Genomic DNA, 10,955 nt, shown 5'->3' with positions numbered 1-10,955 from the left:
GGCGGCCAACGGCAAGCAGGCCAAGGCGCTGGTGGTGACCAGCAGCGACCGGGCCGCATGGGCCAGTGCCGCGGACACCGCCGCGAAGGCCGCGCAACTGAAGTCGGACGGCACGACGTTCGTGACCTTCGCCGATCCCGCCACGCCCACGGTGCCGGTATCGGCCTCCCTGTTCAACGGCGACATCGTGATCGGCGCCACCATCCAGCCGGGCGCGGCCACGGTGCGGCTGCGCGGCGAACCCCTGGCGGTGCGCCAGATTACCGACCGCCACGTGCGCCGCTCCAACCTGTTGGCCAGCGTGTCCGATGACGAGCTCTCGCCCGCCGCCCTGGCGGCCCGCGTGCTGCTGGCGCAAACCGTGGAAAGCCTGGTGCGCGCCGGCGCATGGCCCGGGGCCACTCTTCATAAATCGTGAACGCCTGTTGACGATCACAGGCTGGCGCGACCGCGCCCCCTGCTCCTATAGTGCCCAGCTGACTCTACGGGCACTATTTCATGATCGATGTACTGGTTATAGGCGGAGGCAATGCCGCCCTGTGCGCCGCGCTGATGGCGCGCGAAGCCGGCGCCAGCGTGCTGATGCTGGAAGCCGCGCCGCGCGAATGGCGCGGCGGGAATTCGCAGCACACGCGCAACCTGCGCTGCATGCACGATGCGCCGCAAGACGTGCTGGTGGACGCTTATCCTGAAGAAGAATACTGGCAAGACCTGCTGAAGGTAACCGGCGGCATCACCAATGAGCACCTGGCGCGGCTGGTCATACGCGAATCGTCCACCTGTCGCGACTGGATGCGCAAGCATGGCGTGAATTTCCAGCCGCCGCTGTCGGGCGCGCTGCATGTGGCCCGCACCAATGCGTTCTTCATGGGCGGCGGCAAGGCGCTGGTGAATGCGTATTACCGCAGCGCCGAAGCACTGGGCGTACAGATCCGCTACGACGCCCTGGTGGATGCGCTGGAACTGGACGACGGCCGCTTCGTGGCCGCCCGCATTGGCGCCGAACGCATTCCCGCGCGCACCTGTGTGCTGGCCGCCGGCGGCTTCGAATCCAACCGCGAATGGCTGCGCGAGGCCTGGGGCCAGAACGAACGCGGCGAATGGCCGGCCGACAATTTCCTGATCCGCGGCACTCGCTTCAACACCGGCGTGCTGCTGAAGTTCATGATAGATGCCGGCGCCGACATGATAGGCGACCCGTCCCAGTCCCATTGCGTGGCCATCGACGCGCGCGCGCCGCTGTACGACGGCGGCATCTGTACCCGCATCGACTGTGTGTCGCTGGGCGTGGTGGTGAACCGCGACGCGGAACGCTTCTACGACGAAGGCGAAGATTTCTGGCCCAAGCGCTATGCCATCTGGGGGCGCCTGACCGCCATGCAGCCCGGCCAGATCGCCTATTCCATCATCGATTCCAAGGCAGTGGGCCGTTTCATGCCGCCGGTGTTTCCCGGCGTGCAGGCCGATACCCTGCCCGAGCTGGCCCGCAAACTGGGGCTGGACGAAACCACCTTCATGCAGACCCTGTCCAGCTACAACGCGGCATGCCGCGTAGGCACCTTCGACCATACCAGCCTGGACGACTGCCACACCGAAGGCCTGCAGCCCGCCAAGACCCACTGGGCCCGCCCCATCGATACCGCGCCGTTCTACGGCTATGCGCTGCGCCCGGGCATTACCTTCACATACCTGGGGCTGAAAGTGGACGACACGGCCGCCGTGCGTTTCAACGGCCAGCCCAGCGGCAACCTGTTCGTGGCGGGCGAGATGATGGCCGGCAACGTGCTGGGCAAGGGGTACACCGCCGGGGTCGGCATGTCCATCGGCACGGCCTTCGGCCGCATTGCCGGCACGCGCGCCGCGGCCGCGGCGAAGGCACAGGGAGCACAACGTGAAGCAGCTTGAAGAACTGACCCGCCAGGCACGCGCCAGCGCCATGCCGGCATCGGCCGCCGGCGCGGCCATGGCGGCCGAACAATCGGTGCAGTGGCATGCCAAATCGGCGCCGAAGCCCACGGCCAACCTGAGCGAAGACGAAGCCGAAGTGGCGCGCGTCATGCAGATCTGCAATGCCTGCCGTTACTGCGAGGGCTTCTGTGCGGTATTCCCGGCCATGACGCGCCGGCTGGAATTCGGCAAAGCCGACATCAACTACCTGGCCAACCTGTGCCACAACTGCGGCGCCTGCCTGCATGCCTGCCAGTACGCGCCGCCGCACGAGTTCATGCTGAACGTGCCGCAAGCCATGGCCAAGGTGCGGGTGCAAACCTACAGCGACTATGCCTGGCCGGCCGCGCTGGGCAAGCTGTACAAACACAACGGCCTGACGCTGTCGCTGGCCGTGGCGGCGGGGCTGTCGCTGTTCCTGGTGCTGATGGTGGCCATAACCGGCGGCCTGCTGCACGAGCCGCTGGCGGGCGATTTCTATGCCATTTTCCCGCACAACACGCTGGCCCTGATGTTCGGCACCGTGTTCCTGTTCGCCATGCTGGCGCTGGGCGTGGGCGTGGCGCGCTTCTGGCGCGACGTGTCGCCGGGCACCGCCAGCGGCGCGGCCGTGGCCGAGGCCACCCACGACGCCCTGCGCCTGAAATACCTGGACGGCGGCCACGGCAAGGGCTGCAACAATGCCGACGACGCCTTCACGCTGGCCCGGCGGCGGTTTCACCACCTGACCTTCTACGGCTTCATGCTGTGCTTTGCCGCCACCTGCGTGGCCACTGTGTATCACTACGCCTTCGGCTGGGAAGCGCCCTACCCCTACCTGAGCCTGCCGGTGATCCTGGGCACGGTGGGCGGCATCGGCCTGCTGATCGGGCCGGCCGGCCTGTTCTGGCTGAACCTGAAGCGCCACCCGCTGCAGGGCGACGCGGCCCAGCGGCCCATGGACCGGGGTTTCATCGCCCTGCTGTTCCTGACCAGCCTGACCGGCCTGGCCCTGCTGGCCTGGCGCGACACTTCGGCCATGGGCCTGCTGCTGGCCGTGCACCTGGGCGTGGTCATGGCCCTGTTCCTGACGCTGCCCTACGGCAAGTTCGCCCACGGTATTTACCGCAGCGCCTCGCTGCTGAAATGGTCCATTGAAAAACGCCAGCCCGACCCCCTGAAGCTGGGCGCCGATTGACCCGACCTGCCCGATGGCGCCCGGCAGGTCCGGCGCCATCGGGCTTTCTACAAAACCACGGAGACATTTCCGATGAAACACCCCCTGATCCAGGCCGCCTGCGCGGCCTTGCTGGCCTGCGCCTGTACCCTGCCCGCGTGGGCCCAGACCTATCCCCAGCGCACCATCACCCTGGTCGTGCCGCACTCGGCCGGCGGCACGTCGGACATCCTGGCGCGCACGGTGGCCGCGGAAGCCGCGAAAACGCTGGGCCAGACCATCGTGGTGGACAACAAGGGCGGCGCCAATGGCTCCATCGCCGCCAAGGCGGTTGCCACCGCCGACCCCGACGGCTACACCCTGCTGCTGGCCACCGCCAGCACGCACGGCATCAACCCGTCGATGTACTGCAAGCTGCAATACGATGCCGTGAAGGACTTCACGCCGGTTACCCTGCTGGCCACCGTGCCCAACGTGCTGGTGGTGAACAAGCAGGTGCGGGCCGGCAATGTGCAGGAACTGATCGCCGAGATCAAGGCCAATGGCGACGCCTTCAACATGGCCTCGGCCGGCGCGGGCACGCCCGGCCATCTGGCCGGTGAAATGTTCAAGCAACGCGCCGAACTGGATTTCGTCCACGTGCCGTACAAGGGCGGCAGCCCCGCCCTGGCCGACCTGATCGGGGGGCAGGTGCAATTCCTGTTCACCACCATTCCGGGCGCCATGCCGTCCATCAAGGCCGGCGCGCTGCGCGCCCTGGCCGTGACATCGCCGCGCCGCTCGCCGGCCCTGCCCGACCTGCCCACCATGGCCGAATCGGGGCTGCCGGGCTTCCAGGCTATTTCCTGGCACGGCATCGTGGCTCCGGCCGGCACTCCGGCGAACGTGGTGGACACGCTGAACGCCGCCTTCTCGAAGGCCCTGGCCGCGCCCGAGGTGCGCCAACGCCTGATGGAAGAAGGCGCCGAAGCAGCATCCGTCAGCAAGGGCGAGTTCGGCGCCTTCATCCAGCAGGAAATCGCGTCCTGGGCCAAGGCGGTGCAGGCCTCCGGCGCCACCGCCAACTAGGCCGGAACCCGGGTTCCCTCCGGGCAGGAGACCGGGCGGTTTGCTACGATGTCGGCCTGGGCTCAGCGCCCTGGCCTCATCTAGCAAAAGGAATTTCCCATGCGTCTCCTGCACACCATGCTGCGCGTCGGCAACCTGGACAAATCCATCGACTTCTACACCAACGTCCTGGGTATGCGGGTGCTGCGCCGCAAAGACTACCCGGACGGCAAGTTCACCCTGGCCTTCGTGGGCTACCAGGACGAAAGCGAAGGCGCCGTCATCGAACTGACCCATAACTGGGACACTGGCGCCTACGACCTGGGCAACGGCTACGGCCACATAGCCCTGGAAGTGGAAGATGCCTACGACGCCTGTGAAAAGGTCAAGCAGAAAGGCGGCAAGGTCACGCGCGAAGCCGGCCCCATGAAGCATGGCAGCACGGTCATTGCCTTCGTGGAAGACCCGGACGGCTACAAGATCGAGTTCATCCAGCGCAAAGACCGCAACGACTGACCCTTTCGCCATTGCCGCCGCCATGATCCACGCCATACTGAAAATGGGCGACCCGCGCCTGCTGCGCGTAGCGCCGCCGGTGGAACACTTCGATACCCCCGAACTGCACGCCCTGGTGGCCGACATGTTCGACACCATGGCGCACGCGCAGGGCGTGGGGCTGGCCGCACCGCAGATCGGCGTGGACCTGCAACTGGTGATCTTCGGATTCGAGCACAACGAGCGCTATCCCGATGCGCCGCCGGTGCCGCAAACCGTACTCTGCAACCCGGTGATCACGCCGCTGTCCGACGAACGCGAAGACGGCTGGGAGGGCTGCCTGTCGGTGCCAGGGCTGCGCGGGCTGGTGCCGCGCTACCGCCATATCCGCTACAGCGGCTTCGACCCGCAGGGCAGGCCCATCGAACGCGAAGCCGAAGGCTTCCATGCACGGGTGGTACAGCACGAGTGCGACCACCTGATCGGCCGGCTGTATCCGTCGCGCATCGAGGATTTTTCGAAGTTCGGCTTCACGGAAGTGCTGTTCCCGGGCATGGATCCCAACCGGGACGACTAGCCTCGGGATTCGGGCTGCCGGGTGTCTGGCTCCCATGGCACTGCCGTCAGCGGCTTGGTCAGGGGTCTGGCTCCCGCAGGGTGCCTGACCCCGTCGTGCTGAACCTGCGCACACATCGGTGTCTGACACCCCTTGCGGGGAGTCAGACACCTGGTATCCGGCTTGCCCTTCAACCCTGGCTACGCGCGAACGCCCCTGGCGCGAAATCATCCACGGCCACCACTTTCGCCACGGCCGCCTCGGCGGCTTCGATCTGGCGCGCCTGGTCATCGGTAAGCACCCCGCCGCGATGCGCGTCGCGCCAGTCGCGCACCCCTTCGCGGCGCAGGCGGTCGTGCAGCGGCTGCACGGCGTTCACCATGGCGAACGCGCGTTCCAGTTCGGCCAGCACGTCGTTGCCCTCGCCACGCTGCAGGTCGGCGGTAAGCCGGTCGCGGGTGGGCGACGGCGCCAGCAGCAGGTCGGCGCAGTCGCGGGTAAGCTCGTCGCCCGGGCCGCGATTCAGGCGCACCGGCAGCACCATGGCCCGCAAGGCCCACGCCAGCGGCCGCGAAGGCAGGTTGGCCAGCACCTGGTCCATGCGCGTTTCGATGCGCGCGCAGCCGTCTTCCATGCACCACAGCACCAGCGGCAGGTCGGCGTGGCAGCGGCCTTCGTCTTCCCAGCGCTTGAGCACGGCCGACAGCAGGTACAGTTCGGCCAGGATGTCGCCCAGGCGCGCCGAGAGCATTTCGCGCCGCTTCAGCGCCCCGCCCAGCGACCCCATGGCCGCATCGGCCAACAGCCCGAAGGCCGAGGCATAGCGGCCCAGGCGCCGGTAATGCCGCGCGGTGGCGCCCGCGGACGGCGCGCGCGACAGCAGGCCGCCCGTCCAGGCCCTGCCCCAGGCGCGCAGCGTGTTCTTGGCCGCGTGCCCCATGTGTTTCCAGAACACCTCGTGGAAGGCCTGCGCCCCCCGGTCTTCGTCGGTGTCGCCCAGCGCCAGCACTTCCTGCATCAGGTAGGGATGCGCGCGTATGGCGCCCTGGCCGAAGATGATCAGGCAGCGCGTCAGGATGTTGGCGCCTTCCACCGTGATGGCAATGGGCACGGCCCGGTACAGCGACCCCAGGTAATTGGCGGGGCCGTCGATGACGGCCTTGCCGCCATGCACGTCCATGGCGTCGTTCACCGATTCGCGCATGCGTTCGGTGGCGTGGTATTTCATGATGGCCGACACCACGGCCGGCTTCTGGCCCTGGTTCAGCGCCGCGCAGGTCAGCCGGCGCGCGGCCTCGACCAGGTAGGCATTGCCGGCCAGCCGGCCCAGTTTTTCCTGCACGCCTTCGAAACGCCCCACCGGAATGCCGAACTGCTGGCGCACGCGCGCGTACATGCCCGTAACGTGCGCGCAGTACACGGCGGCCGCGGCCGACAGCGACGGCAGGGAAATGCCGCGCCCGGCGGCCAGCGCGCTCATCAGCATCTGCCAGCCCTGGCCGGCCTTGGCGGGCCCGCCGATCAGGGCGTCCAGCGGCACGAAGACGTCCTGCCCCTGGTTGGGCCCGTTCTGGAACATTTGCATGGACGGCAGATGGCGCCGCCCGATGGTGACGCCCGGCGCATCGGTGGGCACCAGCGCCACCGAAATGCCGATGTCGGCCGGCCCGCCCAGCAGGCCGTCGGGGTCGTGCAGCTTGAACGCCAGGCCCAGCACCGTGGCCACCGGCCCCAGGGTGATATAGCGCTTGTGCCAGTTCAGCCGGATGCCCAGCACTTCCTGGCCGTCGAGCATTTGGCGGCACACCACGCCGGTGTCGGTCATGGAGGCCGCGTCGGAGCCGGCCTCGGGGCTGGTCAGGCCGAAGCACGGCACCTCGGTGCCATCGGCCAGGCGCGGCAGCCAGTAATTACGCTGTTCGGGCGTGCCAAACTGCAGCAGCAGCTCGCCCGGCCCCAGTGAATTGGGCACCATGACGGTGACCCCCGCCGTGACGGAATAGGCCGAGATGCGCCGCACCACTTCGGAATGCGCATAGGGCGAGAAGCCCAGCCCGCCGTATTCTTGCGGGATGATCATGCCGAAGAAGCGTTGTTCGCGCATGAAGCGCCAGACGGGCTCGGGCAGGTCGCCGTGCTTCCAGGTGATGTCCCATTCGTCGAGCATGGCGCACAGTTGCGCGACCGGGCCGTTCATGAACTGCTGTTCGGCCGGCGTCAGCGTGGCCTGGGGCACGGCAAGCAGCTTGGACCAGTGGGGGTCGCCGGTGAAAAGGTCGGCATCCCACCAGACGTCGCCGGCCTCGATGGCCTCGCGCTCGGTGTCGGACAGGCCGGGCATGGCGCCGCGGGCCCAGCGATAAGCAGGATCGGAAATGCGGCGGCGCCGCCAGGCGTTGAAGTCCATGCTCAACCTTTTATGAAGTGCGCGTACACAGGCAAGGTAACAGAATTGCAGTTCCGCCGACATACCCGGCGGGCCAAGTCTGCGACAATGGGCCTCGCCGCATTGGGGCCATGCCCCTGCCAATTGTCTTCCGTCATGCTCAATAAGCTCTGGTTGGGTTTTTTTCTTGCCGCCGCCGCCGCGGGCCTGCACCGGTGGCTGGTCATCGGCGACGCCGATGTGTTTCGCCAGATCGTCGCCAGTCTGTTCGACATGGCGCGGGTATCCGTGGAAGTCATGGTGCTGCTGTTCGGCACGCTGACCTTGTGGCTGGGTTTCCTGCGCATTGCCGAGGCCGCCGGGCTGGTGGAAAAGCTGGCCGGCCTGCTGGGGCCGCTATTCGCGCGGCTGATGCCAGAAGTGCCGCGCGGCCATCCGGCCATCGGCCTGATCACGCTGAATTTCGCCGCCAATGGCCTGGGGCTGGACAACGCGGCCACGCCCATCGGCCTGCGCGCCATGCGCGAGCTGCAAACCCTGAACCCCAATCCGGAAACGGCCACCAACGCGCAGATTCTGTTCCTGGTGCTGAACGCCTCGTCGCTGACGCTGCTGCCGGTGACGCTGTTCATGTTCCGCGCCCAGCAAGGCGCCGCCGACCCCACGCTGGTGTTCCTGCCCATATTGCTGGCCACCAGCGCATCCACCCTGGCCGGCCTGCTGTCCGTGGCGCTTTGCCAGCGCCTGAAACTGTACGACCCGGTGGCGCTGGCCTGGCTGGGCGGCGCGGCCCTGCTGCTGGGCGGCTTCATGGCGCTGCTGGCCACCATGTCGGCCGCGGCCATCGCCACCTTGTCGTCGCTGCTGGGCAACATCATGCTGTTCGGCGTGCTGCTGGCCTTCCTGGTGGTGGGCGCATACAAGCGCGTGCCCGTGTACGAAACCTTCATCGCGGGCGCCAAGGAAGGCTTCGACGTAGCCAAGAGCCTGCTGCCCTACCTGGTGGCCATGCTGTGCGCGGTAGGCGTGCTGCGCGCCTCGGGCGCGCTGGATATCGTGCTGGACGGCGTGCGCTGGCTGGCCCATGCGGCGGGCTGGGACACCCGCTTCGTGGACGCCCTGCCCACCGCCCTGGTAAAGCCGTTTTCCGGCAGCGCGGCCCGCGCCATGATGCTGGAAACCATGACCCACTTCGGCGTGGACAGCTTCCCGGCGCTGCTGGCCGCGGTCATGCAGGGCAGCACCGAAACCACCTTTTACGTGCTGGCCGTGTACTTTGGGTCGGTAGGCATCCTGCGCGCCCGCCATGCCGTGGGCTGCGCCCTGGCCGCCGACCTGGCCGGGGTACTGGCCGCCATTGGCGTGTGCTACTGGTTCTTTGGGTAAACCCTGTCGGCGGCGCGTTTCGCGGGCAGTGCCGGGGGTCCGGCTCCCGTCAGGGTGCCGGACACCGTCTTGCTGAGACTGTCGCGGCCCGCATCATTCCACCATCAGGATTTTCATCCCGTTGGTGCCGCCGCTGTCGCGATAGAAATCGCCCTTGGTCAGGATGATCCAGTCGCCCGGCTGCACGCGCCCGCGCTTTTTCAGTTCGTCGATGGCCGCGTTGCTGAGTTCGGCCGGGTCGTATACGGAAGGATCGAACGGCACGGTGTACACCCCGCGGAACATGGCCACGCGGTTCTGCGTCAGGCTGTGCGGGCTGTAGCAGTAGATGGGCACGCCCGAACGGATGCGCGACATGATCAGCGGCGTGTGGCCGCTTTCGGTCAGTGCGATGATGGCCTTGACGCCCGGGAAGTGGTTGGCCGCGTACATGGCGGCCAGCGCGATGGTCTCGTCGCAGCGGGTAAAGGTTTCGCCCAGCCGGTGGTGCGAATGCGTGGTGGTGGGGTGTTTTTCGGCGCCCAGGCACACACGCGCCATTGCCTGCACCGCTTCCACCGGAAACTGGCCCGAGGCGCTTTCGGCCGACAGCATCACGGCGTCGGTATAGTCGAGCACCGCGTTGGCCACGTCGGACACTTCGGCGCGCGTGGGCAGCGGGCTGGAAATCATCGATTCCATCATCTGGGTGGCGGTGATGACCACTTTGTTCAGGGTGCGCGCATGCTGGATGATGCGCTTCTGGATGCCCACCAACTCGGCATCGCCCACCTCGACCCCCAGGTCGCCGCGCGCCACCATGACGCCATCGCTGGCGCGGATCAGCGAATCAAGGGCCTCGTCGTCGACCACGGCTTCGGCGCGTTCGATCTTGGCGATGATCCAGGCCTCGCTGCCGGCCGCGCGCACCAGTTGGCGCGCCTCGTCGATGTCGCGTCCGTAGCGCGGAAACGAAACGGCTACGTAGTCGAGCTTGAGCTCGGCCGCCGTGAGAATGTCGGCACGGTCTTTGTCGGTAAGGCTGGGCGCCGACAGGCCGCCGCCGCGCCGGTTGATGCCCTTGTTGTTCGACAGGGGCCCGCCCACCGTGACGGTGGTGTGCACCGCGTCGGCGGCAATGCTGTCCACCACCAGCACCACGCGGCCGTCGTCCAGTAGCAGTTCGTCGCCCGGCTTGCAGTCTTGCACCAGCTCGGGGTAGTCGATGCCCACGATGCTGGCGTCGCCCGCATCCTTGGGATGGCTGTTCGACAACACAAAAGGCTGCCCGGCGCGCAACATGACTTGCTTGTCGGCAAAGCGCGCAATGCGGATCTTGGGGCCTTGCAGGTCGCCCATCAGGGCCACGAAGCGGCCTTGCTCGGCCGCGATCTCGCGCACCAGGCGCGCGCGCTCGCGGTGGTCGTCCGCGGTGCCGTGCGAAAAATTCAGCCGCGCCACGTCGATGCCGGCCCGCACCAGCGCTTGCAGTTGCTCGCGCGTGGACGTGGATGGCCCCAGCGTGGCGACGATTTTGGTGCGACGCAATACGGACATGGATAACCCTCTCGCAAAACGACGAAAGCGCTATGGTACGCCGCCCGCCGGCGGCGCGGGTATTATGGGCATACCTGAGCTGACTCTGTTGCGCCTGCCGCACCCCGCCACCGTGAAAATCGTCATTGCCCCCGACTCATTCAAAGAAAGCCTGTCCGCCCCGGATGCCGCCGCCGCCATCGAACGCGGCATCAAGCAGGCCTTTCCGGGTGCGCAAACCCTGTGCGTACCCATGGCCGACGGCGGCGAAGGCACCGTGGCGGCGGTACTGGCGGCCACTGGCGGACAATGGCGCAGCACGCCCGTCACCGGCGCGCTGGGCGAATCGCTGCAGGCGGCATGGGGCTGGCTGGGCAATGACACCGCCGTCATCGAAGAATTCCTCGAGCTGCGCAAGAACACCGGCGACGAGCGCCGCCGCACCCACGACATGAACACGGCCAACT

The 10,955-nt window shown here is 67.4% G+C and carries 9 protein-coding genes and 1 pseudogene; 8 read left to right on the top strand and 2 right to left on the bottom strand.

What is annotated here, in order from left to right:
* The 6 genes and pseudogenes from LPZ50_RS15490 to def form a co-directional block, all read left to right on the top strand.
* Positions 1–418: pseudogene (locus LPZ50_RS15490) on the top strand (hypothetical protein); the annotation flags it as partial.
* Positions 419–498: 80 nt separating this feature from the next.
* Positions 499–1,905, top strand: a complete 1,407-nt coding sequence (gene tcuA / locus LPZ50_RS15485; RefSeq protein WP_230662361.1) for an FAD-dependent tricarballylate dehydrogenase TcuA — start codon at positions 499–501, stop codon at positions 1,903–1,905.
* Positions 1,892–3,124, top strand: a complete 1,233-nt coding sequence (tcuB, locus tag LPZ50_RS15480; RefSeq protein WP_329957665.1) for a tricarballylate utilization 4Fe-4S protein TcuB — start codon at positions 1,892–1,894, stop codon at positions 3,122–3,124. Before tcuA ends, tcuB begins: the two co-directional genes overlap by 14 nt.
* Positions 3,125–3,196: 72 nt before the next feature.
* Positions 3,197–4,171 (top strand): Bug family tripartite tricarboxylate transporter substrate binding protein, encoded by a 975-nt coding sequence (locus LPZ50_RS15475; RefSeq protein ID WP_230662360.1) that lies wholly within the window; start codon positions 3,197–3,199, stop codon positions 4,169–4,171.
* Positions 4,172–4,270: 99 nt separating this feature from the next.
* A complete protein-coding gene (gloA, locus tag LPZ50_RS15470) occupies positions 4,271–4,666 on the top strand; it encodes a lactoylglutathione lyase (protein WP_230662359.1) in 396 nt (131 codons plus the stop codon).
* A 22-nt stretch (positions 4,667–4,688) separates the two neighbouring features.
* On the top strand, positions 4,689–5,222 hold the full coding sequence (gene def, locus LPZ50_RS15465; RefSeq protein WP_230662358.1) for a peptide deformylase: 534 nt from the start codon (positions 4,689–4,691) through the stop codon (positions 5,220–5,222).
* Positions 5,223–5,391: 169 nt separating this feature from the next.
* Here the strand turns inward: def and LPZ50_RS15460 are convergent, their stop codons facing one another.
* Positions 5,392–7,608 (bottom strand): acyl-CoA dehydrogenase, encoded by a 2,217-nt coding sequence (locus LPZ50_RS15460; RefSeq protein WP_230662357.1) that lies wholly within the window; start codon positions 7,606–7,608, stop codon positions 5,392–5,394.
* 135 nt (positions 7,609–7,743) lie between these two features.
* Here LPZ50_RS15460 and LPZ50_RS15455 point away from each other — a divergent pair, with 135 nt between their 5' ends.
* Positions 7,744–8,973 carry a nucleoside recognition domain-containing protein gene (locus LPZ50_RS15455; RefSeq protein ID WP_230662356.1) on the top strand — a complete coding sequence of 410 codons (1,230 nt, stop codon included), beginning with the start codon at positions 7,744–7,746 and terminating at the stop codon, positions 8,971–8,973.
* 93 nt (positions 8,974–9,066) lie between these two features.
* Here LPZ50_RS15455 and pyk read toward each other — a convergent pair whose 3' ends face one another.
* Positions 9,067–10,509 carry a pyruvate kinase gene (gene pyk / locus LPZ50_RS15450; RefSeq protein ID WP_230662355.1) on the bottom strand — a complete coding sequence of 481 codons (1,443 nt, stop codon included), beginning with the start codon at positions 10,507–10,509 and terminating at the stop codon, positions 9,067–9,069.
* Between the two features lie 112 nt (positions 10,510–10,621).
* Between pyk and LPZ50_RS15445 the strand changes: the two genes are divergently transcribed.
* Positions 10,622–10,955, top strand: a 334-nt coding sequence (locus tag LPZ50_RS15445) for a glycerate kinase (RefSeq protein ID WP_230662362.1), incomplete at its 3' end; no start/stop codon positions are given.

This window comes from Bordetella petrii (genome assembly GCF_020991325.1).
GTDB lineage: Bacteria > Pseudomonadota > Gammaproteobacteria > Burkholderiales > Burkholderiaceae_B > Bordetella_A > Bordetella_A petrii_E.
The sequence above is the reverse complement of the archived record's forward strand: the minus strand, read 5'-3'. Positions and strand labels throughout refer to the sequence as shown.

Coding starts and splice junctions, on each gene's coding strand:
- def (WP_230662358.1), top strand. CDS start 4,689: ATGATCCACGCCATACTGAAAATGGGCGACCCGCGCCTGCTGCGCGTA.
- LPZ50_RS15475 (WP_230662360.1), top strand. CDS start 3,197: ATGAAACACCCCCTGATCCAGGCCGCCTGCGCGGCCTTGCTGGCCTGC.
- gloA (WP_230662359.1), top strand. CDS start 4,271: ATGCGTCTCCTGCACACCATGCTGCGCGTCGGCAACCTGGACAAATCC.
- LPZ50_RS15460 (WP_230662357.1), bottom strand. CDS start 7,608: ATGGACTTCAACGCCTGGCGGCGCCGCCGCATTTCCGATCCTGCTTAT.
- tcuA (WP_230662361.1), top strand. CDS start 499: ATGATCGATGTACTGGTTATAGGCGGAGGCAATGCCGCCCTGTGCGCC.
- pyk (WP_230662355.1), bottom strand. CDS start 10,509: ATGTCCGTATTGCGTCGCACCAAAATCGTCGCCACGCTGGGGCCATCC.
- LPZ50_RS15455 (WP_230662356.1), top strand. CDS start 7,744: ATGCTCAATAAGCTCTGGTTGGGTTTTTTTCTTGCCGCCGCCGCCGCG.